The following is a 25204-nucleotide window of genomic DNA, read 5'->3' as shown; positions in this document are numbered from 1 at the left end:
CTGGGCTTGGAGAAAGCAGACAGGACAATGCAGGGATGCACGGTCCAAACCGGTTAAGAGCTATAAATTAGAGGCGCAGCATCGCGCGGTCAATCGGCATTTATCAAAACGGCTTAAGATAAACGAGCGCAACGATCAGAACGAGCAAAAACCCAGGCACTTCGCCAATCATCCGAAGGTGTTTTTCAGTCAGCGGGCGCTCACCGCGAGCCATCTTCTTAGTCTGACCAACCAGCCAACCATGATAGCCGGTTAATCCAAGGACGAGCGCCAGTTTGGCATGCAACCAACCTTGCGAGAATGCACCGATAGCAATCGCTATAGAAATCCCGAGTACCCACACGATGATCAAGCTCGGCGTAAGGATAATTTTGCGCAGCTTGCCCATTCGCTCAGCCCATTTGGCTTCACCAGCGGATCCTGGCTCATGATCGAGCATGTAAATGCACTGGCGCGGAAGCATAAATAGCCCCGCAAGCCAAAACACCATGAAGATGACATGGCCGATTTTGAGCCATGGATAAATCGAGAGAAGAAAGTCCTGCATCGTGCCGCTTTAACTGCCGCGAACGGCTTCTAGCAACTCTTCAACGTGCTCAATCGGCGTGAACTGGCCAATTCCATGACCAAGATTGAAGATGTGCGGCCGATCTTCAAATGCCTCAATAATCGTATGAACCCGTTTCTTTATCTCAGGACCTCCAGCTTCGAGCAGCAGCGGATCAAAATTGCCTTGAACAGGCATTCCCTCGGGCAAGCTGGCATGGGCCCAGGCCGGATCGAGCGTTTCATCAAGGCCAATCGCATCAACACCGGTTTCGCGCGCATATGCGGGCAATTTGGCCCCTGCACCCTTCGGAAAGCCAATTATCGGCGTGCCGGGATGCGAACTTTTAAGCTCTGCTGTGATTTTCGCATTGGGTGCAATGACCCAGCGTTCAAACTCGTCCGGAGCAAGACTGCCAGCCCAACTATCAAACAGCTGGATGGCTTCCGCTCCCGCATCAATCTGTCCGCGTAGATACTCGACAGAGATTTCAATGATTGCATCACAGATCGCCTGCATACGAGCAGGGTCACGATACGCCATCAATCGCGCTGGCTCCTGGTTCTTGGAACCTTGTCCCGCGATCATATACGTCGCAACTGTCCAGGGAGACCCCGCAAAGCCCAACATCGTGACGGAATCAGAGATCTGCTGGCGGGTTCGGCGAACCGTCTCATAAACCGGATCGAAACGCTCTTTCGCTTGGGTGAAATCAGCCAGATCAACATCGCGCAATGTTGGGCTCAGATGCGGTCCCTCCCCTGCGAGAAATTCCAGACCCTGCCCCATCGCGTGCGGTACGATTAGAATATCGGAAAACAGAATTGCGCCGTCAAACCCAAAGCGGCGGATAGGTTGCACGGTAACTTCGGCGGCAGCTTCACTGTCATAGACCAGCTCTAAAAAGCCGCCCTTCTCTGCCCGTAATTCACGATATTCAGGAAGGTACCGACCGGCCTGGCGCATGAGCCAAACTGGCGCTATTTCTTGTTTCGAACCTTTGAGAGTTTCGAGCAGTGGGCCCGGCATTGGAGTTCCTCTAATCTAATATAATTTTTATATAAAAGGATGGAGTAGGTGTTGGCCCTGTGGAAAGCGGGAATTACCAGCAACTGCCCGATTTCTCCCGCTGTGAACACCCCAAAGTGTCCATGCGACTCTACACTTTTGTGTGGTCAAGCGGAAACTATCCACGCTGTCCCCACCCTGTTTAAAAACGCTGGCTTGTGTCGACAAGCACCCCTCACAACTTCGCGGTTTCGAGGATGAAATTTCCTCCCATGCTTGTCGACTGTTCTTTGCCGTGGTTTATGCCCCTGTATATCCACAAGCTCACCAACCTCCGATAGCAGCCAGCGATAACCTTATGAACCGACTGAACCTGCACCTTGTCTCAGATTCCACTGGTGAAACGCTGGAGATGATCGCCAAAGCTGCGCTCGCGCAATTTGATGACCCCGAGGTCAATCGTCATTTCTGGCCGATGGTACGTTCGCGTCAGCACCTTGATCGGATTGTGCCTGATCTTGCCGACAACCCCGGTTTGGTGCTGTTTACGCTGGTGAACCCGGACACCAGAGACCGGCTGGAAGAGCATTGCCGTCACCTTGGCCTGCCTGCGGTCCCCGTGCTTGATCAGGTTACGGCCGCGCTTGAATCACAACTGGGGCAAGAGGCGCATGGTCGCCCGGGCCGTCAACACCTGATGGATGACGATTACTTTAAGCGGGTGGACGCGATCCAATTCACCATCGCGCATGATGACGGCATTGGGCATGAGAATTGGGAAGAGGCAGACATTGTCCTCGCAGGCGTTTCGCGCAGTTCGAAAACACCGACGAGCATTTATCTCGCCAATCGCGGGTATAAAACCGCGAACATTCCTCTGGTTGTTGAAAGTCCGCCACCTGAATCGCTGTTTCAATTGCGGCACCCGCTTGTGGTTGGTCTGACCACCGCGTCCGAACGGCTCGTCCAGATCCGCCGCAACCGGCTATTATCGCTCAATGAAGGAACCGAAACATCCTATGTGGATGACGAACGGGTCAAAGCCGAGCTGCAATTCGCGCGCCGCATGTTTGCGGACAATGGCTGGCCAGTAATCGATGTGACCCGCCGGTCTATCGAGGAAAGCGCAGCGGCGATCATCCGTCTTGTGCAAGAACGCAAACGCAAAGACGGGCAAGTCGATGGAGTGTCGAAACCGATATGAGTGACGCCCGCCCCTCCCTGATCCTTGCGTCAAAATCGGCCTCTCGCCGCGCCATGCTTGATGCTGCGGGTGTGCATTATGAGGCAATTCCTGCTGACGTTGACGAGCGCGCTATCGAAGCGGAGCTCTCTGGCGCGGCGCCTGCTGAAATCGCCGAAGCTCTGGCCGTGGCAAAGGCGGCCGCCCTCGCCCCGTCCAACCCCGGCGCATTGGTTCTTGGAAGCGACTCGCTCGTTGTCGCTGGTGGTCAGCGTTTCGATAAGCCCACCTCGCGCGAAAACGCTGCCGAGCATCTCCGCTTCTTTTCCGGCAAGGTGATCGAGTTGCACAGCGCCGCTGCATTGGTCCGCGACGACACATGCGAATGGAGCCACACCGATCTTGCCAGCCTAACCGTTCGGGACCTTTCGGAGGAATTCATCGAATACTACCTTGAACAAGAATGGCCCGAGGTAAGCTACACAGTCGGAGTGTTTCGGATCGAGGCGATCGGTGTTCAGTTGTTTGAATCGATCACAGGTGATCAATTTACGGTGCTCGGCATGCCTTTGCTTCCGGTCCTTGGCGCGCTGCGTGAACGTGGTGTCTTGCCAGCATGAGCATTCCCTTCGCACACGTCATCGGTGATCCGATTGCACAATCGAAATCGCCGCTCATCCATAGTTTTTGGCTGGAGAAGCTCGGCATTTCTGGCCGATATAAGTCGCGGCATGTCGAAGCGGATGCTTTGCGAGACTATCTTTCCAAGTACCGCGATGATGGCAGTTGGATCGGCTGCAACGTCACAATGCCGCATAAACAAAGCATCATTGCTGAGATTGATGCACTGGACCCGGTCGCTGAAAAACTCGGCGCTGTGAACACGGTTGTCCGGCACGAAAACGGGGTGCTGAAAGGTTTCAATACCGACGCCTCCGGATTTCTTGAGCCGCTGCTTCCTATGCTTGAAACAGAACACCTATTTCGCATGGCGCGTATTATCGGCACAGGCGGTGCGGCCCGCGCGGTCATTGCTACTCTGGCAGATCGAGGCTTCACTTTGGTGGTGGCTGGACGCAATCCGAGTAAGGCGCGCGCCTTGCTTGATGAATTGGCTCCGCGCGGGGAACATCACGCGATCGATATCGCCCATTTTGCCGAGCCGACCGACTTTCCTTTCGACGATCGCGACAGGTGTTTTGATCTGGTGGTGAACGCATCCCCACTGGGGATGGAAGGCAACCCTCCACTCGCTTTCGACTGGAGCCACGCACCTCCGGGCGGCATTGCTTATGATATTGTGACCAATCCGATCGAAACACCATTTCTGAAAGCGGCCCGCGAGGGCGGCCACGAAACGATCAACGGGTTTGCAATGCTAATCGGTCAAGCAGCGGCGGCATTCGAGAAGTTTTTCGGAGCGCCTCCTCCGCGCGAACACGATCAGGAATTGCAGGAGCTGCTGCTCAAATGACCAAGCCTGTGATCATTGGTCTCACCGGTTCCATTGGAATGGGCAAATCGACCGTCGCGGCGATGTTTGAAGATGCCGGCATTCCGGTCTTCGATGCCGATGCCGAGGTGCGGGCGATGCAGGGGCCCGATGGCGAATTGAACCCCGCGATTGAGGCAGCCTTCCCCGGCTCAACCGGCCCGGAAGGGGTGAACCGTGACGCGCTTGGCAAGTTGGTGTTCGGTGACAAAAACGCTCTCGCGAGGCTCGAAGCGATTGTCCATCCGTCGGTGGGTAAGAAGCGCATGCAGTTTCTTGCCGACAATGAGGGCGCAGCCATAATCCTGTTCGATATCCCCCTATTGTTTGAAGGGGGGGGCAACGAATCGGTTGATGTCGTTGTAGTCGTCTCCGCCCCTACAGATTTACAGCGCGAACGGGTTCTCGCCCGTCCCGGTATGACGGAAGAGAAGTTTGAACACATATTGTCGTTACAAACACCGGATGCGGAAAAGCGCTCCCGCGCAGATTTTGTTATTGATACTGGCACCACATTCGATGAGACGCGGGCGCAAGTCGCCGCGATTATCAATGAGATCGCGTCGAGCCGAGTGTAAGCTCCGTTCTGGGGCCATCAGACCCCTTGCGCTTCGCCAAACTTGGGTGAATAACATCTCCAATGCGTGAGATTATTTTCGACACCGAGACCACCGGCCTAGACCCCAAAACAGGGGACCGGATGGTCGAAATCGGGTGTCTGGAAATGATCGACCGGGTAGAAACCGGAAACACCTACCACGCCTACTACAATCCAGAACGTGATATGCCCTCTGCTGCTGAAGCGGTGCACGGTCTTTCAATCTCGTTTCTTGAGACAAAACCCAAATTCGCCGAAACAGCGGATGAATTGCTTGAATTTCTGGGCGATGCGTCGCTGGTTGCGCACAATGCAGGTTTCGACTTTGGCTTTCTCAATTCGGAACTCGAAAAAATTGGCAAAGAGCCGATTTCCATGGACCGGATGATTGATACCGTCGCGATTGCCCGCAAACGGCATCCGGGGGCGAAATTGTCACTCGATGCATTGTGCACGCGCTATGGGATTGATCGCAGCCACCGTGTCAAACATGGCGCACTGCTTGATGCCGAGCTGCTCGCTCAGGTTTATGTCGAACTGAATGGCGGCCGGCAGATCGGACTTGAGCTGGCGGCTGATGCAGCGCCTTCGGGTGCTTCGTCTGATACGGCAGGGTTCGTGACACCTGCTTTGTCAAAGAGGCCAGACAAACCGCGACGCGAGCCGCGCGTGCATGCGGCTTCCCCTCAGGAATTGGCGCGACACAAAGAATTTATAGCCGGGATCAAGGACGCGATCTGGGCTCACTGATCGAATTATCGGTCAGCCAAGAGAGAATTGTAACGATAAAGGAGACGGGGCGACGATGGATATTCGGGTATCGGGCCACCAGGTGGAAACGGGCGCAGCTTTGCAAGAGCATGCATCGGATCGATTGAGCGGGATCGTCGACAAATATTTCGACGGGGCGCTTTCCTCTCATGTCACGTTTGGCAAAGCCCCCGCCGGGGCGTTTAGCTGCGATATTGTTACCCACGTAAACCACGGAACGATTCTAAAGGCGCAAGGCAGCGCGCATGACGCGCATCAAGCGCTCGACAATGCCGCCACCAAGATTGAAACGCAGCTGCGCCGGTATAAACGCCGTCTGACCGATCGGCATGAGCGCGCCAGCCAGGTTCGTGCTGAGGAAGAGGCTGCCTACACAATTTTCGCCGCCGAAGAGCCGGAAGAAGAAATTGTGGCTGACGCTCCGCCCATTATTGCGGAAACCAGCGTAGACATCCCGACCTACAGCGTTGCTGATGCAGTGATGATGCTGGATCTGCGCGATACACCCGCGCTGTTTTTCAAAAATGCTGGAACTGACCGGCATAATATGGTTTATCGCCGCGCTGACGGCTCGATCGGCTGGGTTGAGCCACGATAGAGCCACATTTGTACCGTTGATAAAACGGCACCATATGTAGGACTGCGTAAGCTGTGCATCACAGGAGAGGAGACCGCACCCCCGCCCGCGGTCACTTGATGTCATGCGTGGACCCTACCCTTGTTGGGTAAAGTTATTCAGGATTTTAGTTTCGTAATGGACGTAAATATCACCATGCTGCCCGAGGCGGTCTTGATCGACCGTCTGGAGAACAAGCAGCAAGTTCTAACCAAGATTTCAGAGCAATTTGCCGAGATTTACGGCTTGGACGCTGCCGAAGTGCTGGATGGCCTCGAGCAGCGCGAAGCGCTTGGCAGCACCGGCTTTGGCCGTGGAGCAGCGATTCCGCATTGCCGCAATGCGTCGGTACGCCGCCCGACTCTGGTTTTGCTCAAATTGGAGCAACCGGTCGATTTCAACGCGGCCGATGCGATGCCTGTATCCTTGTTCTTTGGCCTGGTTTCACCAGAGAACGCGGGCGCCACCCATCTTCATGCGCTGGCAGCGATTTCCCGCTTCATGCGTGATGAAAACAGACTCCAGTCCTTGAACGACGCATCTGATGCGGAGGCAATCTTTGCCTTGCTGACGAACCAGTTCCTGCGCGATGCCGCCTGAAGAGGCCAGTGACGCAATGCCGGGTGCGGATTCGCACTACCGGGCTTTGGAGCGGCTGTATTCTTCTGCGCCGATCAACCAGAAATTCGCCTCAAAGATAGAATTGCCGGGTGAAGGCCGGTCGCGGTTGACCTTCACGATTGATGAAGATGTGTTTCATGCCGCCGGCGCGGCGCACGGAACCATCTATTTCAAGATGCTCGATGACGCGGCGTTTTACGCGGCGAATACCCTGGCAACGGACCGGTTCTTGCTGACAACGAGTTTCAACCTCCATTTCACAAAGCCTGTTCGCGTGGGCGAAGTTATCGCCGAAGGTCGCTGGGTAAGCGGCAAGCGGCGCGTTTTTGTTGCAGAATCGCGCTTGATCGATGCGGAAGGTGACGAAATCGGCCGCGGCACAGGCACATTCATGCGGTCGCGCATCGCCCTTTCCAGTCTTCCCGGATATTCTTCGGACGGATGACCGAACCTGTTCGCTTTCCTGCGCATGTCGAAATTTCCAGCCTGATTCGCCTTGCCGAATCCAATAATGGCTCGGCGATGGTGCTATCCAAAGGCGAGCGCGACGGGGGTACGATCCTCTTGGTAACCATGTATCGCGGCGGCAGCGCCCAGCTATGGGAAAGAATGCCGCAGATGGACGGAACACGCTCTTTCGTGCGCACAAAAGAACAAGATACTGAAAATCATTATGAATTTTCTGACTATCTCAGCCGCAGGCGCGAACAAGACCCCGATATTTGGATTTTAGAGGTGGATATCGCGGACCCGGAACGGTTCATCGCACTTCTGCCCGGTTAACTTGACTTAGTTTCATCTGAGACTATTTGGACCCCTGCTTCCACATGCGGAGGCTGGCAATGCGGCAATAAGGCCGTGGGATCAGCACGCAGACGGGGGGCAGCCGGCAGGCAAGAAGAACCATCATAAAATTTGCGCAAATAACGCAACAGGTTCTCACCTGCGTCGGAGCTCGCTCACCGCATAAAAAGTAGATTTGATGAGTCGTAAGACTTACTCTTTAAGCGCAGTCGCTATTGCAGCCACTGCCGGTTTGAGCTTTTCAAGCGCTGATGGCGCAGGAGCTTTCGCACAAGACGCAGCGGCTCTCCCCGCGGCGGATCAAACCGCAACCACCGCTGAAGAGTTGGTGGAAATTGTACCCCAGGCGACCGTTTTCGTATCGGAAGAAGTGGTGCAGCCTGTCGCGGAAGAAACCGCAGACGAACCAAACGCCGAAATCACTTACAACGCCGCTTCGCTTCGCGAATTGGTGAGCAAAGTCGATCAGAGCGATGATATGAGTGAGCAAATGCGTTGCCTCGCAGGTGCTGTCTATTTCGAATCGCGCGGCGAGCCACTCGCTGGGCAGCTTGCTGTGGCGCAAGTGGTCATCAATCGTGCTGACGATCGCCGTTTCCCGGCCAGCTATTGCGGCGTTGTGTATCAACGCGCGCAGTTTTCCTTCGTGAAAAACGGCCGCATGCCGCGCATCAAGACCGGCTCTGCCGCTTGGGACCGCGCAAAATCAATCGCCCGGATCGCGCATGAAGAAATGTGGGAATCCGAAGCGGGCGAAGCAGTCTACTTCCACGCAAATTACGTCCGTCCTTCGTGGAGCCGCCGTAAGACGCGCACTGCGCAGATCGATACACACATTTTCTATCGTTGATCATTTGATCCGGTGAAGAACACAGACCCCCGCCCTCACCGGCGGGGGTTTTTGTTTGTGCGGGGGGAATTCTGGAAGTTAGCCCCGAAGTACAGCCCAAGTTGGGGCGTGATCGCTGGCCTTTTCACGGCCACGGTGATCACGGTCAACACCCACAGAGTGCAGCCGATCCGCCAATTCTGGGGTCAGCAGGATGTGATCGATTCTAAAGCCGTGATCGCGCTGCCATGCACCGGCTTGATAGTCCCAATACGTCCACACTCCGCCGCGCGGATTCATTGTGCGGACCGCGTCGGTCCAACCATCAGCGAGCAATGTCGAATAGGCGGCGCGGCTTTCCGGCTGCATCAAAGCATCGGACGCCATTGCTCTTACTGAATAGGTATCATCGTCCTGCGGGATCACGTTGTAGTCGCCCAACACTGCCGCTGGAACTTCTTCAGCCCAAATTTCGCCCATGCGCGCGCGCAATTTTTCCATCCAGGCCAGCTTGTAGTCGAACTTTGGCCCCGGATGCGGGTTTCCATTGGGCAGATAGATGCAGACAATGCGGATGGTACGGCCATCTTTGTCCGTCACATCCGCTTCGAGATAGCGCGATTGCTCGCCCTCGCCCTCTTTCGGGCCGTCGATGCCCAATCCGCGCTGGATCTCTTTCGGAGGCTCATAGCCTGCCTTGCTATCGGTCAAGATAGCCACGCCGTTAAAGCTCTTCTGGCCGTGCCAGATCGCGTGGTAGCCAAGCTCTTCGAATTCGGACGCGGGAAAGCCTTCGTCCTGGCTTTTAACTTCTTGCAGGCAAGCAACAGCAGGCCGTGTTTCGGCAAGCCATTCCTTCAATCGCGGCAGGCGCGCTTTGATACCGTTGATATTGTAGGTGGCAATCTTCATGGCAGCACTACTGCCCGAAATGCGCCCTTTGGTAAAACCTAAATCCCGAAACTTGATCCGCAGCCGCAACCGGCCGCTGCCTTGGGATTTTCAACCTTAAAGGCTGCCCCGCCGAGCGATTCGACAAAATCAACGACGCTTCCGCCGACAAGGTCGAGGCTCATCGGATCGACAACCAGTTTAACCCCGTCGGTTTCGCTAATCGAATCGTCACTTTCGGGACTGTCGGCGAGATCAAACTTGTACTGAAAACCCGAACAGCCCCCACCTTCGACCGAAAGTCGCAAGATAGCGGGTTTGGTCTGCTTATCGGCGATCCAAGCTATGCGTTTCGCTGCGGCAGGGGTGAGGGTAAGTGTTTCAGCCATGGATATGATCTAGGTGCAGGGGGAGTGAACCACAAGCTTAAGCCGTCTGGATATAGTTCCGGATTGCCTCTGCTTCTTGCTCCACCGCGTCAATCTTGTCCTTCACCAGATCACCGATCGAGATAAAGGCGACGAGCGCACCGTTTTCGACGACAGGGAAATGGCGAAAGCGCCGCTTTGTCATCAATGCCATTGCGTCGTCGATTTGTGTTCCAGATTCGATGGTTACAGCAGGGGAGGTCATGATCGCCTCAACCGGCATATTCAGGCAACTCGCACCTTGGTCTGCCAGCCTGTAAATGATGTCGCGCTCTGAAATGATTCCGGCAACGCTTCCCGCACGCATCACTGGCAAGGCGCCAATCCGCTTTCCAGCGAGGATCGCGACGACCTCTGATACAGGCGTGGTCACATCGCAAGACACGACATCCGCAGCCGAGCGACCTGCGATGATCTTTGCAATTGTCATAGGGCTCTCCTTTCTTACGAATAGAAAATGCCACTTTTGCGAGCGAAAAGCGAATCAAGCTGTGTCCGGCCCGGTGCAAGAGCACTTGCAAGCAAGGCCATTGCAAACCCGGCTGTGCGCATTCATGGGAAAGCTATGGCCAGAAAATCACCGCTCGATGATCCGGAAACAGCCGCCCATGCTTGGGCCAGATATCGCCAAGTCATGCGATTGCTGCTGGTCGTAACGATTGCGGTAGTCGCGGTCGCGCTGGGCGTTTTGTACGCTTTCAATGGCGCGATTTCCGTGCATTTTTACATTGCTGTGGCTCTCGGCATAGCCTTCACGATGCTTTTGACTGGCGGATTGATGGGGCTTTTGTTCCTATCGAATGGGACCGGCCACGATGAAGCCGTCGATAATCGATTGCCGAATGCAGATGAGTTGTTCGGCGATAAGACGGACGACAAATAAGGCGCCAGATCAAGCGGGAGGGGTCAATCTGAATTCCTCAACCGGCACCCCGCCGATCAGGTGTTCTTCGATGATCCGCTCAAGAACTTCCGGATGGCAGGAATGGTACCAGACGCCTTCTGGCCAAACGACCGCGATCGGTCCGTTGCCGCAGATTTGCAGACAGTCCGCTTTGGTACGCTGAATACCTCCGCCAGCCCCTCTCTGGTGCTGTTCAGTCCTTTTAGGCCCCACTAGACCCCGCTCTTTCAAACGGTCTTTGAGGAACTGCCAAGCAATTTCCCCGTCAGCGCGCGAGCAGCATTTCTCTTTGTCGGACAGCGCGCAAAGGAAGATATGACGCTCAATTCCGTCGCCTTTTTCCTCGGTCCCGTATTTCTTGGCGAGCGCGACCTGCGCTGCCAGTTTACCGGTGTCGCTCATTCTGCTGCCGTATCTTCTTTCGTAAGCCATTGATCGAGCCAATCGAACACCGTTTCATGCCACTGCAATGAGTTTTCCGCGCCCAGAACCCAATGGTTTTCATCTGGGAACACCAATAATTGCGAAGGAATTTTGCGCTCTTGCAAAGCTGTGAAGCTTTGCAGGCCTTGGGTGTAAGGCACGCGGAAATCCTGCTCGCCAGCCACTACAAGCATCGGTGTCTTCCATTGATCGACATGATTGACGGGATTCCAGCGCTCATACTCTTCGCGCGCTTCGGCATAAGAGCCGCCGAAGTCCCAACGAGGGAACCACAATTCCTCGGTCGAATAGTAGAAGCTGCGCATGTCGAACAATCCGTCATGCTGAACAAGGCAATTAAAGCGATCTGGCCATTTGCCCGCGATCCAGTTGACCATGTAACCGCCATAGCTCGCACCCATTGCGCAGGCGCGCGAGCCATCAATCTGATCGTCGAGTTCAAGCGCGGCGGCGAGGCCTTTTTGCAGGTCTTCCAAAGGCTTACCGCCCCAATCGCGGTTGATGGAATCCATAAATTCCTGGCCGTATCCAGCGCTTCCGTGGAAATCGACAGAGATCACGGCATAGCCTTGGCTCGCAACAACGCGCGGGTTCCAGCGGCTGGACCATCCGTCGCGGAAGCTGCCTTGAGGGCCGCCATGGATATATAGAATTGCCGGAATAGGCCCTGTTTGATTCTCAAGTCGTGTGATTTGACCCCAAACAGTGTCACCTTCAGCTCCGGCAAAGCTGAAACGCGATGTAACAGTCGATGCCATTGTGCCCATTCGGCTTGTGACAATATCGGTGAGCGGGCGGGCTTGGCCCATACCGTCCGACAGGAACAGCTCGTTTGGAACGCCAATGGAATCGCGCGTGAACAAAAGCCGATCGCCGGAAAGCGGCACCACATTGCCAATATGCGCCTCATTGCCCGCCATCAGATCGAGCCTGCTGGTTTTGCCAGTCTTCGGATCAATCTTGAAAACAGGTGTATCTAGCACGTCGGCTGCGCTTGCGAGAAGGTAAGACCCGTCTGCGCTCCATGACAGACCGCCGAATGACAGATCAACATCCTGTGTGAGCGCGCGTGTTTCGCCGGTTTCAAGATCGCGCAACTGCACGACCAGCCGGTCCGCTTCATATCCGGCCCGCGCCATAGCGAGATAGGCAAGATGCTTGCCGTTTGGCGAAGGGGCGGGCGCAATGTCGACAGCCTTATTGGCATCGGTCAAAACTTGCGGTGCGGACCCGGAGAAGTCTGAGAAATAGATATCGTGATCGGTCGAGATAGGTTCGTCTGCGTTCGCTTCTCTCGCGACGAAATACACGCCTGATCCGTCGGGCGCCCAAGCGATATCTTCACCACCTCCGAACGGCATGGTTGGCGTGTTGCCAGTAATCCCAGTGGAGGAGTCCGCACCGTCGACAGGTGTGCCATCGCCCACGACTTTGCCCTCTTCCAATCCGAAGAGGAATACGCGGTTGTAAATCCCGGGTGTTGCCCAGCGATCCCAGTGGCGGAAAAAGCCTTCGTCACCTTGATAGAGACGACCGTTACCCGGCCCGGGCAAATGCTTGGCTGCACTGTCTCTGCAGGCGAAGCGTGTACAGTCGCGTGACAACTCTGCCCAAAGAGCAATTCGCTTGCCCGTCGGAGCGATCTTGAACCCGGCAATATCCGTGTCTGGAAATTCCGCCACGAGCATTGGGCCTGTGACATTTCCATTGGCCTCAAGCGCGGCGCGCCACAGCCGTGATCGTGGTTCCTGTTCTTGATCGGTGTGATCCGTGCTGAGGAAATACAGGAAATCATCGGGGCCGAATGCCAGTGAATATGCATCAATCCCAAGGTCAAACGCGACCGGTGTCGCATCTGCGTTCTGAAGGTCGATCACATAATGCTTTCGTGATCTGTCATATGTGTCAGGATCGGTTTCGGTGACGGAAAACACCGCATAGCGATCCTGTGCCACGGTTGCTCCGCCAAGGCGGGGCATCGTAACCAGATCCTGGGCCGACATTGCCGGCACCTTTAGGCCTGAAACGGTGTGATCGTCGGCGGCTAGCGGCGCCGAGGTAAATGCAGCTGCTGCGGCTGCAGCACTGAAGATTTGTGTCCATCGCATGGGTGTGTGGAGTAACGGGCTTATCCGCCGCGCGCTAGTGAAACCGGAAGTGTGTGGGCCCTAAGGCTTCAGCTTTTCTTGCCAGCGATCCGCGCGATTTCGGCCTGAACCATCTTTTCGACCATGCTTGGAAGGTTCTTATCAAGCCATTCTGCAAGCATTGGACGCATCAATTCACGCGTCAAATCCTCAAGCGAGGTCTCGCCCGAGCGAACAATTTGCGGGCGTGCGCTTGGTTCAGAAAGCATGGCCAGTGCTGCAAGATTCTCCTGCATCGCGCCCCGCACTTCTTCCGTCACCAACGGTTCGGCAATGTCAGGCTCTGATGCCGCATCATCCTGTGATGCTTCCTCGGCCTCAAGCTCCATCTCGGAAAGGTCCAAGACATCTTCAGCGTCCTCGACATCGAGCGCGTCGGTTTCGACGCGATCCGCGTCTTCTTCGCGGCGCTTGCGAGTTTGCAAAGTGCTTTCGCGGTTATCGCGCGCGATAACCTTCTTGATCGATTCGAGGATCTCTTCGACCGATGCTTCGTTTTGCGCCACTGCTTGTCCCAGACCTGTCACTGTTAACCATTCCGAATCAGAACGCGGGCTTTACTCGCCGGGTTCCAGACGTGGGCCAATCATCGCGTCAGCGGGCGGAATGTCAACGGTTCTGGTCGACTGCGCTTCTGCTTTTGGATCGCGATCCCAATCCCATTGGCGTCCGCGAACACGCTCATAATTAACCATAGGATCGTATAGCGGGCCGCCGGTTTCGAGATTGAGGTCGCGCGCCTCGGCCTTTCCCATAAGGGCTAGCAGATTGAAGCCTGCGACATAAGCGTTGCGACGTGCAGTTACCAATTGCGCCCGTGCGGATAGCAATTCCTGTTCGGCATTCAGAACATCGAGAATTGAGCGATTGCCGATGGAGTTCTCCGCGCGCACGCCTTCGAGGCTCAATTCAGCTGCCTCAACGGCCGTTTGCGAGCTTTTGATGACTGCGCCGGCCGATTGCCAATTGGCGTAGGTTGCGCGGGTTTGCGCAATAACGTCGCGTTCGAATGCAATGACTTCGTTCAAAGCGGCGCTTTCACGCGCGCCAGCCTGACGTTGACGGGCAGCGGGCAGCCCGCCTTGAAACAGCGGCACTGTGAGACGCACACCAACATTCGCCGTCGTTTCACTTTGAAGGAAGTCGGACGATATCGGCCCACCCAATGTGCCGTAAAAGTCGCTGTAATCGACGTTAGAAAAGACACCGACCGTCGGATATCTACCGGCCCCTGCGGCTTTGGTGCTGAAACCAGCCGCTTCTGCGCGTTCTTTCGCTGCGATCAGGTTGGGATTCTGTTCCAGGGCTGTGACGATTGCCTGTCCTACCGTTTCGGGCAGGCCGGGAAGAGGCGGCGGTGCGTCGAGTTCACCGGGCGCCGTGCCAACCAGTTGAATGTACAACTCGCGCGCGGCGATGAGATTCGCCTGTGCTTGCTGAAAGTCGCCTTGGGCCTGAGCAAATCGGGATTGCGATTGGGCGACATCGGTGCGGGTCAGATCGCCAATCTCAAACCGGTCATTGGTGGCTTCGAGATTGATCCTCAAAACCTCAACCTGATTGGCAGTCAATGCGGTCAGCGCTTCTGTACGAAGCACATCCATATATGCGGCGACCACTTGGCTAAAAATGGCGCTTTCGGTGTTTCGAAGTGATGCCTGCCCGGCTGCGACCAGTTCTTTGGCGGCGCGCAGATTGTTCTTCACCGCTCCGCCGGAATAGATCGGAACCACGAGCTGGCCATTAATGCCGAGATTGCGCTCTGGCGCCGTGAAGCTGTTTGCGGAGCGCCGGACAAACTCGATGTGCGTTGCTGTGACGTTGGCGCTTGGCAGGCCCGGCGCACGGGCAATTGGCACACCTTCATCGGTGGCGCGCTGATCAGAACGGGCGGCTTCTAGCGTGGGGTTTGTATTGTATGCCTTCACCAGAGCTTCGCGCAGAGTGTCGGCCTGTGCCGGTGCGCCAATCGCAATCGCGCCGAGACCGGCGGCGGCGAACAATGCGCGTTTCAGGCCGACATGTGCATTCATTAGAAAGTCCAGCTCTTGGGTTTATCGAAGGCGTGCAGCACGGGGATGCCGATATCTTCAACAGGTTGAAGCGAAAGGTGGCCTGCGACTTTGCGGCCCGCGGCGAGGCGAGTGACCTGGCGTAAAAGCAAACCGGAAACGATCCGGCCGTTTTCGGCGACGCAGGAGGCGATGGCATCGGGCAACTGCTCAATAGCGCCGTCGATCACGACGAGCGAATACGAGCCGCCTTTGGCATCTTTACCTGCCGCAGCATCAGCCACAGACATTGTATCGATTGATCCGACCAGCGGGCGCAGCAGCTCTGCCAGATATCCGGTGCCGCCTTCTACGATCAGCACATTGTCGTTCTTGTCCGGATCGGCTTCGAGCAGAAGCTTTCCGTAAAACAAAGGCGATCCAAGATAAGCATCTTCGCCGATAGCGATGGAGCGATCGGTATAGGCCTGCGCCGCTTTGTCTTCGGGAAGAAAATCCTCGCGAGGCACAGCCAACATACGGGCCAGCGCGAACTCTTCGTTCACGCCGCTGGTGCGCAGCTGGCTATCGATCATTGCACGGCGGGCAGTGGCGGATTCGGAAGGGGCTGTCATGGTCGTCATATTAACTCCGATTGACTGTATTAGTCACACAATACAGCACGTCAACCCTTACTACCGTTCGCTGGCTGATTGGCCAAGTGGTTTGGCACTGTATTTCAGCTCCACTTTTCAGACAGGTCTTATCTCTTTGACCTCTAGCGTCCGCGATGCTTATGGGGGCACGCAATCGACCGAAACAGGGAACACTTCGATGAGTGACATTCATAACGACGGCAAGATCTTTGGAGCCACGGGCAAAGTTCGGATTGAAACCGACTCGCTGGGCGAAGTTGCTGTACCCGTGGATGCGCATTGGGGCGCACAGACACAGCGCAGTCTTGCCAACTTTGCGATCGGTACTGAGACGATGCCTGCGCCCTTGGTGAAAGCGCTTGGTATCCAGAAACAATCCGCTGCGCGCGCCAATATGGATTTGGGCGTGCTTGATGCGAAAATTGGTGATGCGATCATCAAAGCTGCGCATGAAGTTATCGATGGTACGCTTGCCAGCCAATTCCCACTTTCGGTGTGGCAGACTGGCTCAGGCACGCAGTCGAATATGAATGCCAATGAAGTGATTGCCAGCCGCGCAAACGAGCTTTTGACCGGTGAGTTGGGTGGGAAAGAACCAGTCCACCCAAATGATCACTGCAATATGGGGCAGAGCTCAAACGATACATTCCCTACCGCCATGCATATTGCAGCCGCGAGTGAAACGATTGAGCAACTCATCCCTGCGCTTGACCATTTGCAGAGCGCTCTGGACGCAAAGGCGACCGCCTATGCCGATATCGTCAAAATCGGTCGGACACACTTGCAGGATGCAACTCCTTTGACGTTGGGTCAGGAATTCTCCGGTTACGCCAAGCAAGTCGAATACGGGATTGCTCGTCTCGAGAACGCTTTGCCTCGGGTGCTGGAGTTGGCGCAGGGCGGGACCGCTGTCGGTACAGGCATCAATTCTACAGTCGGTTTTGCCGAAAAATTCGCTGCACAAGTCGCCGAAGCGACAGGCCACAGCTTTGTTACGGCCCCCAACAAGTTTGAATCGCTTGCGGCGCATGATGCGCTCGTCGAATTGTCCGGCGCGCTCAATTCTGTCGCCGTCAGCTGCATGAAGATCGCCAATGACATCCGTTTGTTGGGCTCTGGTCCGCGTAGCGGTCTCGGTGAGATTGCTCTGCCTGCGAATGAGCCGGGCTCTTCGATCATGCCGGGCAAGGTCAATCCGACGCAGTGTGAAGCACTTACCATGGTTTGCGCGCAGGTCATGGGCAACAACACGACCGTTAGCGTGGCCGGATCGCACGGCCATCTCGAACTCAATGTGTTCAAGCCTGTGATGATCAATGCCGTGCTGCAATCGATCCGCTTGCTCAGCGACGCGGCGCGCAGCTTCACCGATAATTGTGTGGTCGGAATCGAGGCAAACACAGACCGGATCGACAAGTTGATGAATGAGAGCCTGATGCTGGTGACAGCGCTCAACCCGCATATCGGTTATGACAATGCCGCAAAAATCGCCAAGAAAGCGCATGCGGATGGTACGACCTTGAAAGAGGCTGCACTTGAATTGGGCTTGCTGACCGAAGAGCAGTTTGCCGAATGGGTTATCCCATCAGAAATGATCAAGCCGCGCGGATGATTCGAATGTGATTTTCGGCAAAACTGCAGTCGGGGAAGGGTGTTTCAATCGACAAATGTCCAACCCTGTCCGACTATCCGTCAGCCGGTTGGTGGCGCTTTAGGGTGCTGATCGCTATCTCAGTTGAGATATATGAATAGCAAACACCCCCCTTATGCGTCTTCGCGGAAGACAAACATCAGTGTGCCCTTTCCGACAGTGCTTGCGTCTATCGTCGGCCTTTGGATCGTCTATTTCCTTCTGATCTCGGCCCGCGGCGCCATGCTTGGGCTGGATATTCAGCCTGAACTGCTTTGGCGGCGTAGCATTGTTTGTACGTTCGCTGTGTTTATCACCGTGGTGCTGTGGTTCATCCTCCGCCTTTTCGAACAGCAAAAGCGTTGGGTGCTTTTCGCAGTTGCTCTTGTGGTGGCTTTCCCCGGCGCCATTGCCATCGCGCAAGTCAATCAAGTGCTGTTTACGTCGCTAAACGAGCGGCTGGAGCAGAAATACGCCGAAGAACGCGGGTTTAAGCTGCGCCGCGATGAATCGGGCAATCTGCTCGCTGAAATTGATGCTCCTCAGGAATGGCAGCTGAAGAACGTAGACGATTTCGATCCTGACAATCCGCCAGTGATCACTTTTATCCTGCAGGATGCCGAAGATACGGGCCAAAAATGGTACCCATTGATCGATGCCTCGCTCAGCCGATATTATATTCTGCTGACTTGGGCTGCGCTGTACATCGCCTTTCTTGCGATTGCTCAGGCTCGCGAGGCAGAGCGGCGCGAACAGAAATTCCGTTCAGCCGCCAAAGCGGCAGAGATTCGATCTCTGAGATATCAGGTCAATCCGCACTTCCTGTTCAACACACTGAACTCGCTGTCAGCGCTCGTTATGACGGGCAAGGCAGAACGTGCAGAGCGCATGATCCAGAGCATCAGCCGGTTTTATCGTCACTCGCTTGCGGATGAGCCGACCAGTGATGTCGCGCTTGAAGACGAATTTGACCTGCAGCAGCTCTATCTTGATATCGAAGCCGTTCGCTTCCCGGATCGTTTGACATGCGAGTTTGACCTTCCGGAAGATCTGAAAGAAGCGCGCGTGCCGGGCATGATCTTGCAGCCACTGGTTGAAAACTCGGTAAAGTACGCAGTCTCAAATGTGACGCGGAACATAACAATCCGTGTTGCCGCGCGCGAGGAATTTGACAGACTGGTCATTAGCGTGAGTGACGATGGCCCTGGGGTTCCTGAGGGATCTCCTCATGGTTTCGGAATTGGACTCGCGAATGTGCGCGATCGGCTCGAAGCTCGCTTTGGCCCGGACATCGGCTTCACTTCTGCCCCCGTTCCGGGCGGCTACACAACAGAGATACGGATTCCATTGACCCGCCATGGCTGAAAGCATGTCTAAAAACACCGCGCTGCGCACCCTGATTGTCGATGATGAACCTCTCGCGGTTGAGCGCATTCAGGTGATTTGTGCGGAACTGCCCGCGATCAATGTTGTGGGCACGGCGAGCGATGGAGCGGCCGCTTTGCGACTGGCTGAAAAGCTGCAACCGGAACTTGCGTTGCTTGATATGACCATGCCGGAACTGGATGGCTTAGGGGTCGCGCGTAAGCTGGCAGAATCGGATGATCCGCCCGCCGTGATCTTTGTAACAGCGCATGATCATTTTGCCGTTGAAGCGTTCGATCTTGAGGCGATTGACTACGTGTTGAAACCCGTCTCCGCCGACAGGCTGGAGCGAGCGATCGAACGCGCGGTTGCACGCAAGGGCGAGCGTAAGGAATCTGGCAGCCAGTGGCTTGATGAACTGTGGGTTCCGCACCGATCTGAACTGCTCCGTATCGCCGTGAGCGAAGTGCACCAAATCGACGCCGAAAGAGACTATGTCCGCCTTCACGTAGGAACCGCTGAAGCACCGCGGTCTTACCTCTTGCTTCAGACAATCGCAGGTCTCGAAGCGCGGCTGGACCCGGACGAGTTTATCCGAATTCACCGCTCAACGATCTTGCGCCGCGATAACATTCGCGGATTGCGGCACGATGGGTTGGGCGTTTGGTCGGCAGAGTTGCAGAATGGCGAGGCATTGAGGATCGGCCGGACTTATCTGTCCAAGGTCAAATCCATGGCTGGACGCTAATTCGCGCCACTTTTCTTAAAGCGTCGACAAAAAAGAAGCGGCCCGAACCCCGGGACTGTTAGGGTTCGAGCCGCTGTGTCCTACACGATCGCAATACGGGGAGCGATCGGAGTAGGAGGTTCGGGTATAGCTTATCCGCCCAGGCGTTCGTTTTCGATAATGCTGGTAATCTGACGTTTGGCGCTGGCGCGAGCTTTGGAAACACAGGCGCGGGCTTCGACACTTTTCAATCGTGAGCCGGTGCGCACTTCGTTGACGCGGCACACCGAACGGGCAGCGCGATCGATCCGCTGGTCGAGCATTTTCTGGCCAGCTGGAGTGTCCAGATCCAGGCCTGCGGTGCTAACCTTTTCGACCGGAACATCGGTAGGTCCAGCAAATGCGGGAACTGCTGTTACTGCCAAGCCAATGGCGGCAGTCGCGATTGCGAAAGTCTTCATGGGTATTCTCCTCCAACAGGATGGCTGGCGTTCGAGCGGGGGTTCGAAGCGGGGAACCATCCGTCCTGTTGATTGAAGAAATACGCTGTACGGGATTGGCAATCATCCTGAGGTCGACCAAAGCCCCTATGTCGTTCGATTGGCGGGGTACCTGCTTGACCGATGCTGTAATTCGCCCGACCAACGGTTGTATCAAGCCGACAGAGGATTACGTCAGATTGTAACTATGTGGATCGCTGTCGCTATCATATTCGTGCTCGGGGTTGGGAACTTCGCATTGCATAAAGCTGTGCTCGACAGCGAACACCCTATGCTCGATCAAATGCCGGCATTTATCCATTTTATGGGCGGGAAGCTGACGCTGGTTGCAGAATTTTTGGTGCTGCTCATAGCGATGTTGTTGGTGGCAAATGGCTGGCCCGAGCTGATGTGGGGATACCTTGCATATAGTGCGCTGAATGCTGGAGCGGCCTGGCTGATCCTGTCGGGGAGGGCGTAGTGCTGGTGAATAGAGATTGCTTCGGCGCGAATATTGCCCATTGGGTTAAGGCATGACTACTCGGCTTATTCATATTAGCGATGTCCATTTCGGAGTCGAGGACCGCAGTGCGCTGGCTATGGTTGAGCGCATCGTTGCGGATGAGGCGCCCGATGCGGTGGTGTGCACGGGTGATCTGACACAGCGCGCCACGCATGCCCAATACGCCGATGCAGCAAAGTGGTTCGCATCCCTTGATGTGCCGGTAGTGCTCGATCCAGGCAATCACGACATGCCGTATTACAATCTGTGGGAGCGGTTCACTGATCCCTACAAGCGGTATCGCACCCTCAAAGAAGAAGTCGGTTCCGAACTGACGTCGGACGATGTTGTGCTCGTTCCGCTGAAGACGACTGTGCGGGCTCAGGCTCGCTTTCCATGGTCAGACGGTGTCGTCATGGGCGCCGCGCTGGACGATACCTTAGGCCGATTGAAGGACCTGGTGGGGGACCCGCGCACCAAGATCGTAACCGCGCACCATCCTCTGTTGGGGCCAAAGGGCTCATCCGCGAACCCGACCATCCGCGGGGATCAAGCATTCGAGGCGATAGCCGCTGCGGGTGCACATGCCGTGATATCGGGACATGTGCATGTGCCTTTCGATGAGGTTCGAACCGTTGGCGGTCAGAGCATGCGCTTGATCGGAACGGGGACTTTGTCGACCCGTCTTCGGCACGGAGCTCCACCATCCTTTCGCCGGATCTCTTGCGGGCCAGGCGGAAAAATCACGTCCGAATTGTGCGAAGTCACGCACTAACGAGTCCCCGCGCGGGTAAACATATGCGGTTTTGCTTTAACCGTTTTTGTCGGTGCGGCGTTAACCCGGTGTTGATCATAACCGCTGCCAGTTTGGTTCAATCTGTTGGAGGCAGAGCCGATGGATATGTTGAAAGCGTTTGTTCTGGGGGCAATCCTGACCGGTTCCATAGCGGGTGTAATTGGCTCGCAAGGGGCAAGTGGTGGCCCGCTTGATGTGCATTCGATGGCGCTTGGTGACTTGAGAGTGTTCTGGTCATGGCCGATTTTTCTGGCAGGCAGCGGCCTCGCATGGGCGCTGATGCTGCTGCAAAAATAGCGGATCATGATGCCAAAAGAAAAGGGCGACATCCCGAAGGATGCCGCCCTTTTCTTTGTAAGGTATGTGCTGCGAGGCGGATTAACGCTTCGAGAACTGGAAGCTACGACGCGCTTTCGCACGGCCATACTTCTTACGCTCAACAACACGGCTATCGCGAGTAAGGAACCCGGCCGACTTCACGGTAGCGCGCAGCTCAGGCTCAAACTTGGCAAGTGCCTGGCTGATGCCGTGCTTAACCGCGCCAGCTTGGCCTGAAAGGCCGCCGCCGCGGACAGTTGCAACAACGTCATACTGGCCCTGACGATCGGTGATCGTGAAAGGCTGATCAATGATCAGACGCAGTGTCGGACGTGCAAAATACACTTCCTGATCGCGGCCATTGACGGTGACTTTACCGGTGCCTGGTTTAATCCAGACACGTGCTTTGGCGTCTTTACGACGACCGGTCGCATAGGCGCGGCCTTGTGCGTCCAGCTCTTGCTCGCGCAGCGGCGCCGCAGGATTTTGAGCAATTTCAGCAGCATCCGCAGCGGGTGCGTCGCCAGCGATGTCTTTGAGATCCGACAGGTCGGAGACGGTGTTGTTTTCGTCAGCCATTATCCGGAGACCTTGTTCTTGCGGTTCATGGAAGCCACGTCGAGCACTTGAGGGTTTTGCCCGTCATGTGGGTGCTCGGTGCCATTGTAGAGGTGCAGAGCGCGCATCTGATCACGGCCGAGCGGGCCGCGCGGGATCATGCGCTCAACGGCTTTCTTAAGCACGCGCTCAGGAAAACGACCTTCGAGAATCTTCGCAGGGGTTGTTTCCTTGATACCGCCCGGGTGGCCGGTGTGCTTGTAATAGATTTTCTTCTCAGCTTTGTTGCTGGTGAATTTCACCTTGTCGGCGTTGATCACGATGATGTGATCGCCGCAATCGACATGCGGAGTATAGCTTGGCTTGTGCTTACCGCGCAGGTGATTGGCAATGATGGCTGCGAGGCGACCGACTACGAGGCCGTCCGCATCAATGATGTGCCATTTTTTTTCGACCTCTGCCGGCTTCGCCGACTGGGTCTGTTTACTGAGGGCCTTCATGGCTGAATGTCCTTAAAGCTGAGAGCTTTAAACTCTGCAGGTTTGTGGTTGTGATGCTGGCCAGTCAGTGACTGGCAACAGCGAATCGTGCGGAATCAAAAACTCGCGCAAGACAAGTGCGGCGCATTTGTGCGCAGAGAGGCTGCAAGTCAAGCAAAACTGCGGGTTTCAGAGGAGGTAAAATAATACCGTGAGGCAAATCCGGTGTCTAAATGGCGTTCAAATGCCATTCTTCGCTGGATTCTCTGGTGTCTTTGCCGATCCGCGTTGTGATCTTTCGCATCGCTTCTGACAGCCAAGGCCCATCCGTCGCCGTCTTGGCTTTGTAGGATACGCTGAATTCGCCCACGCCGCCCTCGGGCAAGTTCACTGTGCGAACCAGGTCTTGCTTGTCTCCTGCAGGAAAGAAGAGATCAGGGGGCAGTTGATCGGTTAAGGAAGAGCCAGCTTGATGCATCTGAGCTAGATAACGCTTTTGCTGGATCTGCAGAGCAGCTGGCTGATCATTCTGCGAAATCGCATGCTCCGCCGCCTGTACTGCTGCAGCGAGATCCTCTTCCCGGATAAAGTCGCCAGCTCCCAAAATCTGGCCATCTGACGAAAGCAAGATGGGCCACATCTTGTCAGTTGATCGGCTTTCTTCGATTTGCGCGATCGCGGCCAAATTCTCTGGAGCATCGACTTTGGCGTGGGTCTGCGTGCCAGACACAGAAAACCCCCGTCCCTGGATCGCAAATTCAATCATCCACTCGCGATAGACGGATAGGCTGTTGCCATCGCCAAGGCCTCTCGTCACCTTTCGTGATAGAAGCATCGGTGTGGCTGGGATTGAAATTCCGGTCGCCGCAAATGCCGAATTGGCGGTGAGAAGAGTGATGCCGGTAGTCGCCAATCCGACCCCGAAATCTCGGCGTGAAATTCCGTCCATTGCGCCCAATCTTCCCCTATCGTTTGCTCTTGCGTGAAACAGCTAGCCCTCTTCAGACAAAGTCTGTTCAATCAGCCATGCCCGAGTAGACGGGTGCGAATTGTCACAACGCCAGCCAATAATCGCGGGTGTATCATAGGGGTGATAATCACCCAACTTCTGAATCATTTCATCGCATATGGCATCCGTAGTCTTGAACAGAACGCCTACTTCATTCTCGTTGCAGCGACTGTCATTCCATTCGTAGATAACTTCAATATCACCGACGATATTGGCGCAAGCGATCAGTTTTTGGTCGAGAAGCGCGTTTGATACTTCACGCGCTTTGGCCCGATTGGGAAATGGGCACCAAACCAAGACAGCGCCAACTTCGTTCAAGTGACGGCTTTCTGTGAACCGCTTGCCGCCTGATGCGCTGCGCCATCTGCATGCATGGCCCAAGCTGTCGCTGCGACAAGAAGTGCACCAACCAGTTGGTGCGCAGCAGCGATCCAAAGCGAAACCTCGCTCAGAACTGTCGCTATTCCCAAGACAATCATGATGCCGAACACGGCATTCAGAACAATTGATGCCGACCGATCGGACCTCCGCGTTCGTCGACCTTGCCAGATCAATGCCGCAACAGCGATCCACGCCCACCAGCGATGCAAAAAGTGGAGCAAGAACGGATCATGGGTAAGTGTCCACCAAAAGCCGGATGAGAAACTGATCTCCGGGATCCAACGACCATTCATCAAAGGCCAGTCATAGGCCGCATGGCCCGCATTCAAACCGGCAACCCAGGCGCCGAGCAGCAATTGAACAAACAGAACGGCAGCAATCACCGTGGATGCACCCGTTATCGGCGCGGGGCGCGCGTGCGGATCGCGCGCTATTCGCCGCATATCGCGTGCGGTCCACACCAGACAGGCGAGCAATAGAAGCGCGGTCAGCAAGTGGAGCGAGAGCCGGAAATGGCTGACGTCGGTCATATCGCCGACAAGGCCCGACTGAACCATAAGCCAACCGAATAGCCCCTGAAGCCCGCCCAATGCGAGCAGGCCGATCAGACGCCCTTTGTATCCAGCGGGGATCGCACCTTTCACCCAGAACCAAACCAGCGGCAAAGCGTAGACCACGCCAACCAACCGGGCGAGCAGACGGTGGAACCATTCCCAAAAGAAAATGAATTTAAATTCGGCAAGCGTCATTCCGCCAATGCTTGCTTCTAACCGATATTCCGGGGTCGCCTGATATTTGGCGAACTCTTCCTGCCATGAGGCTTCTGTCAGTGGCGGGAGTATCCCTGTCGCGACATCCCATTCCGTTATGGAGAGGCCGCTCTCTGTCAGGCGAGTGATACCGCCAACGAGCACAATGATCACGACGAATGCAGCAACCACCTCCAGCCATCGGGCAATCGCGAGCGGGCGCGCGAAGAGTCCAGCCTCTGCGCCTATATTTGCTGCAGTCTGAGAAGCACTTGCCATAG

Annotated in this window: 33 protein-coding genes; 17 read left to right on the top strand and 16 right to left on the bottom strand. The window is 55.7% G+C overall.

Annotated elements, in window-relative coordinates; genetic code table 11:
* Positions 1-103 precede the first annotated feature (103 nt).
* Both MWU39_RS13840 and hemE read right to left on the bottom strand, forming a co-directional pair.
* Complete coding sequence (locus tag MWU39_RS13840; protein WP_247160798.1) at positions 104-547, bottom strand: CopD family protein; 444 nt, start codon at positions 545-547, stop codon at positions 104-106.
* A gap of 9 nt (positions 548-556) precedes the next feature.
* Positions 557-1576 (bottom strand): uroporphyrinogen decarboxylase, encoded by a 1020-nt coding sequence (gene hemE / locus MWU39_RS13835; protein WP_247160797.1) that lies wholly within the window; start codon positions 1574-1576, stop codon positions 557-559.
* Positions 1577-1913: 337 nt separating this feature from the next.
* Here hemE and MWU39_RS13830 point away from each other — a divergent pair, with 337 nt between their 5' ends.
* From MWU39_RS13830 to MWU39_RS13785, 10 genes are all read left to right on the top strand, one after another.
* Positions 1914-2759, top strand: coding sequence for a pyruvate, water dikinase regulatory protein (locus tag MWU39_RS13830; RefSeq protein ID WP_247160795.1), 846 nt, complete (start codon positions 1914-1916; stop codon positions 2757-2759).
* Positions 2756-3358: a Maf family protein gene (locus MWU39_RS13825; protein ID WP_247160794.1), complete on the top strand. Its 603-nt coding sequence runs from the start codon at positions 2756-2758 to the stop codon at positions 3356-3358. The genes MWU39_RS13830 and MWU39_RS13825 overlap by 4 nt, the downstream gene beginning before the upstream one ends.
* Positions 3355-4212, top strand: a complete 858-nt coding sequence (gene aroE, locus MWU39_RS13820; RefSeq protein WP_247160792.1) for a shikimate dehydrogenase — start codon at positions 3355-3357, stop codon at positions 4210-4212. Before MWU39_RS13825 ends, aroE begins: the two co-directional genes overlap by 4 nt.
* Positions 4209-4808 carry a dephospho-CoA kinase gene (coaE, locus tag MWU39_RS13815; protein WP_247160791.1) on the top strand — a complete coding sequence of 200 codons (600 nt, stop codon included), beginning with the start codon at positions 4209-4211 and terminating at the stop codon, positions 4806-4808. Before aroE ends, coaE begins: the two co-directional genes overlap by 4 nt.
* Positions 4809-4870: 62 nt before the next feature.
* Positions 4871-5578 carry a DNA polymerase III subunit epsilon gene (dnaQ, locus tag MWU39_RS13810; protein ID WP_247160789.1) on the top strand — a complete coding sequence of 236 codons (708 nt, stop codon included), beginning with the start codon at positions 4871-4873 and terminating at the stop codon, positions 5576-5578.
* Between the two features lie 55 nt (positions 5579-5633).
* Complete coding sequence (raiA, locus tag MWU39_RS13805) at positions 5634-6197, top strand: ribosome-associated translation inhibitor RaiA (protein ID WP_247160787.1); 564 nt, start codon at positions 5634-5636, stop codon at positions 6195-6197.
* Positions 6198-6353: 156 nt separating this feature from the next.
* Positions 6354-6815 carry a PTS sugar transporter subunit IIA gene (locus MWU39_RS13800; protein ID WP_247160783.1) on the top strand — a complete coding sequence of 154 codons (462 nt, stop codon included), beginning with the start codon at positions 6354-6356 and terminating at the stop codon, positions 6813-6815.
* On the top strand, positions 6805-7281 hold the full coding sequence (locus tag MWU39_RS13795; RefSeq protein ID WP_247160782.1) for a PaaI family thioesterase: 477 nt from the start codon (positions 6805-6807) through the stop codon (positions 7279-7281). Before MWU39_RS13800 ends, MWU39_RS13795 begins: the two co-directional genes overlap by 11 nt.
* Positions 7278-7619, top strand: a complete 342-nt coding sequence (locus MWU39_RS13790; protein ID WP_247160781.1) for a DUF1491 family protein — start codon at positions 7278-7280, stop codon at positions 7617-7619. Before MWU39_RS13795 ends, MWU39_RS13790 begins: the two co-directional genes overlap by 4 nt.
* 199 nt (positions 7620-7818) lie before the next feature.
* On the top strand, positions 7819-8490 hold the full coding sequence (locus MWU39_RS13785; RefSeq protein ID WP_247160780.1) for a cell wall hydrolase: 672 nt from the start codon (positions 7819-7821) through the stop codon (positions 8488-8490).
* A gap of 78 nt (positions 8491-8568) precedes the next feature.
* Here MWU39_RS13785 and xth read toward each other — a convergent pair whose 3' ends face one another.
* The 3 genes from xth to MWU39_RS13770 are packed head-to-tail and all read right to left on the bottom strand — an operon-like array spanning position 8569 to position 10218.
* A complete protein-coding gene (xth, locus tag MWU39_RS13780; RefSeq protein WP_247160779.1) occupies positions 8569-9381 on the bottom strand; it encodes an exodeoxyribonuclease III in 813 nt (270 codons plus the stop codon).
* Positions 9382-9419: 38 nt separating this feature from the next.
* On the bottom strand, positions 9420-9749 hold the full coding sequence (locus MWU39_RS13775) for an iron-sulfur cluster assembly accessory protein (RefSeq protein WP_247160777.1): 330 nt from the start codon (positions 9747-9749) through the stop codon (positions 9420-9422).
* Positions 9750-9786: 37 nt separating this feature from the next.
* The gene (locus tag MWU39_RS13770; protein WP_247160775.1) at positions 9787-10218 is read right to left on the bottom strand and encodes a CBS domain-containing protein; all 432 of its coding nucleotides are present in this window, start codon (positions 10216-10218) and stop codon (positions 9787-9789) included.
* 135 nt (positions 10219-10353) lie between these two features.
* Between MWU39_RS13770 and MWU39_RS13765 the strand changes: the two genes are divergently transcribed.
* Complete coding sequence (locus tag MWU39_RS13765) at positions 10354-10671, top strand: hypothetical protein (RefSeq protein ID WP_247160774.1); 318 nt, start codon at positions 10354-10356, stop codon at positions 10669-10671.
* Between the two features lie 9 nt (positions 10672-10680).
* Here the strand turns inward: MWU39_RS13765 and MWU39_RS13760 are convergent, their stop codons facing one another.
* From MWU39_RS13760 to MWU39_RS13740, 5 genes are all read right to left on the bottom strand, one after another.
* Positions 10681-11094 (bottom strand): (2Fe-2S) ferredoxin domain-containing protein, encoded by a 414-nt coding sequence (locus tag MWU39_RS13760; RefSeq protein WP_247160773.1) that lies wholly within the window; start codon positions 11092-11094, stop codon positions 10681-10683.
* Complete coding sequence (locus tag MWU39_RS13755) at positions 11091-13244, bottom strand: S9 family peptidase (RefSeq protein WP_247160772.1); 2154 nt, start codon at positions 13242-13244, stop codon at positions 11091-11093. The genes MWU39_RS13760 and MWU39_RS13755 overlap by 4 nt, the downstream gene beginning before the upstream one ends.
* A gap of 68 nt (positions 13245-13312) precedes the next feature.
* Positions 13313-13789 (bottom strand): DUF2497 domain-containing protein, encoded by a 477-nt coding sequence (locus MWU39_RS13750; protein WP_247161108.1) that lies wholly within the window; start codon positions 13787-13789, stop codon positions 13313-13315.
* Between the two features lie 51 nt (positions 13790-13840).
* Positions 13841-15316: a TolC family outer membrane protein gene (locus MWU39_RS13745; protein ID WP_247160770.1), complete on the bottom strand. Its 1476-nt coding sequence runs from the start codon at positions 15314-15316 to the stop codon at positions 13841-13843.
* Positions 15316-15918 carry a protein-L-isoaspartate O-methyltransferase gene (locus MWU39_RS13740; RefSeq protein ID WP_247160768.1) on the bottom strand — a complete coding sequence of 201 codons (603 nt, stop codon included), beginning with the start codon at positions 15916-15918 and terminating at the stop codon, positions 15316-15318. Before MWU39_RS13740 ends, MWU39_RS13745 begins: the two co-directional genes overlap by 1 nt.
* Before the next feature lie 190 nt (positions 15919-16108).
* Between MWU39_RS13740 and fumC the strand changes: the two genes are divergently transcribed.
* From fumC to MWU39_RS13725, 3 genes are all read left to right on the top strand, one after another.
* Positions 16109-17542: a class II fumarate hydratase gene (gene fumC, locus MWU39_RS13735; RefSeq protein ID WP_247160767.1), complete on the top strand. Its 1434-nt coding sequence runs from the start codon at positions 16109-16111 to the stop codon at positions 17540-17542.
* A gap of 198 nt (positions 17543-17740) precedes the next feature.
* Positions 17741-18925 (top strand): histidine kinase, encoded by a 1185-nt coding sequence (locus MWU39_RS13730; RefSeq protein WP_247160766.1) that lies wholly within the window; start codon positions 17741-17743, stop codon positions 18923-18925.
* Entirely contained in the window at positions 18918-19673 is a 756-nt protein-coding gene (locus MWU39_RS13725) for a LytTR family DNA-binding domain-containing protein (protein ID WP_247160765.1), read from the top strand. The genes MWU39_RS13730 and MWU39_RS13725 overlap by 8 nt, the downstream gene beginning before the upstream one ends.
* A 131-nt stretch (positions 19674-19804) precedes the next feature.
* Here the strand turns inward: MWU39_RS13725 and MWU39_RS13720 are convergent, their stop codons facing one another.
* Positions 19805-20113, bottom strand: a complete 309-nt coding sequence (locus MWU39_RS13720) for a UrcA family protein (protein WP_247160764.1) — start codon at positions 20111-20113, stop codon at positions 19805-19807.
* Positions 20114-20300: 187 nt separating this feature from the next.
* On the opposite strand from MWU39_RS13720, the gene MWU39_RS13715 reads away from it, so the two are divergent.
* The 3 genes from MWU39_RS13715 to MWU39_RS13705 all read left to right on the top strand — a co-directional run bounded on the left by MWU39_RS13715 (position 20301) and on the right by MWU39_RS13705 (position 21726).
* Complete coding sequence (locus tag MWU39_RS13715; protein WP_247160762.1) at positions 20301-20612, top strand: hypothetical protein; 312 nt, start codon at positions 20301-20303, stop codon at positions 20610-20612.
* A 52-nt stretch (positions 20613-20664) separates the two neighbouring features.
* Positions 20665-21408, top strand: a complete 744-nt coding sequence (locus MWU39_RS13710; RefSeq protein WP_247160760.1) for a metallophosphoesterase — start codon at positions 20665-20667, stop codon at positions 21406-21408.
* Positions 21409-21528: 120 nt separating this feature from the next.
* Complete coding sequence (locus MWU39_RS13705) at positions 21529-21726, top strand: hypothetical protein (protein WP_247160754.1); 198 nt, start codon at positions 21529-21531, stop codon at positions 21724-21726.
* 81 nt (positions 21727-21807) lie between these two features.
* Here MWU39_RS13705 and rpsI read toward each other — a convergent pair whose 3' ends face one another.
* The 5 genes from rpsI to MWU39_RS13680 all read right to left on the bottom strand — a co-directional run bounded on the left by rpsI (position 21808) and on the right by MWU39_RS13680 (position 25202).
* Positions 21808-22326, bottom strand: coding sequence for a 30S ribosomal protein S9 (gene rpsI, locus MWU39_RS13700; RefSeq protein ID WP_247160752.1), 519 nt, complete (start codon positions 22324-22326; stop codon positions 21808-21810).
* Positions 22326-22805 carry a 50S ribosomal protein L13 gene (gene rplM / locus MWU39_RS13695; RefSeq protein ID WP_247160751.1) on the bottom strand — a complete coding sequence of 160 codons (480 nt, stop codon included), beginning with the start codon at positions 22803-22805 and terminating at the stop codon, positions 22326-22328. Before rplM ends, rpsI begins: the two co-directional genes overlap by 1 nt.
* Before the next feature lie 208 nt (positions 22806-23013).
* Positions 23014-23733 carry a hypothetical protein gene (locus MWU39_RS13690; RefSeq protein ID WP_247160748.1) on the bottom strand — a complete coding sequence of 240 codons (720 nt, stop codon included), beginning with the start codon at positions 23731-23733 and terminating at the stop codon, positions 23014-23016.
* Between the two features lie 42 nt (positions 23734-23775).
* A complete protein-coding gene (gene cutA, locus MWU39_RS13685; RefSeq protein WP_247160746.1) occupies positions 23776-24111 on the bottom strand; it encodes a divalent-cation tolerance protein CutA in 336 nt (111 codons plus the stop codon).
* Complete coding sequence (locus MWU39_RS13680; RefSeq protein WP_247160745.1) at positions 24108-25202, bottom strand: COX15/CtaA family protein; 1095 nt, start codon at positions 25200-25202, stop codon at positions 24108-24110. The genes cutA and MWU39_RS13680 overlap by 4 nt, the downstream gene beginning before the upstream one ends.
* Positions 25203-25204: the final 2 nt, after the last annotated feature.

It is taken from the genome of Erythrobacter sp. F6033, from assembly GCF_023016005.1.
Lineage (GTDB): Bacteria > Pseudomonadota > Alphaproteobacteria > Sphingomonadales > Sphingomonadaceae > Erythrobacter.
Note: the sequence above shows the minus strand (reverse complement) of the source record. Positions and strands in the feature narration are given on the sequence as shown.

Bases quoted from the DNA above. Each gene is read 5' to 3' on its own strand.
- MWU39_RS13680 (WP_247160745.1), bottom strand. From the start codon at position 25,202: ATGGCAAGTGCTTCTCAGACTGCAGCAAATATAGGCGCAGAGGCTGGA.
- MWU39_RS13740 (WP_247160768.1), bottom strand. From the start codon at position 15,918: ATGACGACCATGACAGCCCCTTCCGAATCCGCCACTGCCCGCCGTGCA.
- hemE (WP_247160797.1), bottom strand. From the start codon at position 1,576: ATGCCGGGCCCACTGCTCGAAACTCTCAAAGGTTCGAAACAAGAAATA.
- MWU39_RS13770 (WP_247160775.1), bottom strand. From the start codon at position 10,218: ATGACAATTGCAAAGATCATCGCAGGTCGCTCGGCTGCGGATGTCGTG.
- MWU39_RS13710 (WP_247160760.1), top strand. From the start codon at position 20,665: ATGACTACTCGGCTTATTCATATTAGCGATGTCCATTTCGGAGTCGAG.
- dnaQ (WP_247160789.1), top strand. From the start codon at position 4,871: ATGCGTGAGATTATTTTCGACACCGAGACCACCGGCCTAGACCCCAAA.
- rpsI (WP_247160752.1), bottom strand. From the start codon at position 22,326: ATGGCTGACGAAAACAACACCGTCTCCGACCTGTCGGATCTCAAAGAC.
- coaE (WP_247160791.1), top strand. From the start codon at position 4,209: ATGACCAAGCCTGTGATCATTGGTCTCACCGGTTCCATTGGAATGGGC.
- MWU39_RS13775 (WP_247160777.1), bottom strand. From the start codon at position 9,749: ATGGCTGAAACACTTACCCTCACCCCTGCCGCAGCGAAACGCATAGCT.
- MWU39_RS13795 (WP_247160782.1), top strand. From the start codon at position 6,805: ATGCCGCCTGAAGAGGCCAGTGACGCAATGCCGGGTGCGGATTCGCAC.
- MWU39_RS13825 (WP_247160794.1), top strand. From the start codon at position 2,756: ATGAGTGACGCCCGCCCCTCCCTGATCCTTGCGTCAAAATCGGCCTCT.
- MWU39_RS13760 (WP_247160773.1), bottom strand. From the start codon at position 11,094: ATGAGCGACACCGGTAAACTGGCAGCGCAGGTCGCGCTCGCCAAGAAA.
- MWU39_RS13790 (WP_247160781.1), top strand. From the start codon at position 7,278: ATGACCGAACCTGTTCGCTTTCCTGCGCATGTCGAAATTTCCAGCCTG.
- MWU39_RS13755 (WP_247160772.1), bottom strand. From the start codon at position 13,244: ATGCGATGGACACAAATCTTCAGTGCTGCAGCCGCAGCAGCTGCATTT.
- MWU39_RS13745 (WP_247160770.1), bottom strand. From the start codon at position 15,316: ATGAATGCACATGTCGGCCTGAAACGCGCATTGTTCGCCGCCGCCGGT.
- MWU39_RS13720 (WP_247160764.1), bottom strand. From the start codon at position 20,113: ATGAAGACTTTCGCAATCGCGACTGCCGCCATTGGCTTGGCAGTAACA.
- MWU39_RS13830 (WP_247160795.1), top strand. From the start codon at position 1,914: ATGAACCGACTGAACCTGCACCTTGTCTCAGATTCCACTGGTGAAACG.
- fumC (WP_247160767.1), top strand. From the start codon at position 16,109: ATGAGTGACATTCATAACGACGGCAAGATCTTTGGAGCCACGGGCAAA.
- raiA (WP_247160787.1), top strand. From the start codon at position 5,634: ATGGATATTCGGGTATCGGGCCACCAGGTGGAAACGGGCGCAGCTTTG.
- xth (WP_247160779.1), bottom strand. From the start codon at position 9,381: ATGAAGATTGCCACCTACAATATCAACGGTATCAAAGCGCGCCTGCCG.
- MWU39_RS13785 (WP_247160780.1), top strand. From the start codon at position 7,819: ATGAGTCGTAAGACTTACTCTTTAAGCGCAGTCGCTATTGCAGCCACT.
- MWU39_RS13840 (WP_247160798.1), bottom strand. From the start codon at position 547: ATGCAGGACTTTCTTCTCTCGATTTATCCATGGCTCAAAATCGGCCAT.
- MWU39_RS13725 (WP_247160765.1), top strand. From the start codon at position 18,918: ATGGCTGAAAGCATGTCTAAAAACACCGCGCTGCGCACCCTGATTGTC.
- rplM (WP_247160751.1), bottom strand. From the start codon at position 22,805: ATGAAGGCCCTCAGTAAACAGACCCAGTCGGCGAAGCCGGCAGAGGTC.
- MWU39_RS13705 (WP_247160754.1), top strand. From the start codon at position 21,529: ATGGATATGTTGAAAGCGTTTGTTCTGGGGGCAATCCTGACCGGTTCC.
- aroE (WP_247160792.1), top strand. From the start codon at position 3,355: ATGAGCATTCCCTTCGCACACGTCATCGGTGATCCGATTGCACAATCG.
- MWU39_RS13765 (WP_247160774.1), top strand. From the start codon at position 10,354: ATGGCCAGAAAATCACCGCTCGATGATCCGGAAACAGCCGCCCATGCT.
- MWU39_RS13800 (WP_247160783.1), top strand. From the start codon at position 6,354: ATGGACGTAAATATCACCATGCTGCCCGAGGCGGTCTTGATCGACCGT.
- MWU39_RS13690 (WP_247160748.1), bottom strand. From the start codon at position 23,733: ATGGACGGAATTTCACGCCGAGATTTCGGGGTCGGATTGGCGACTACC.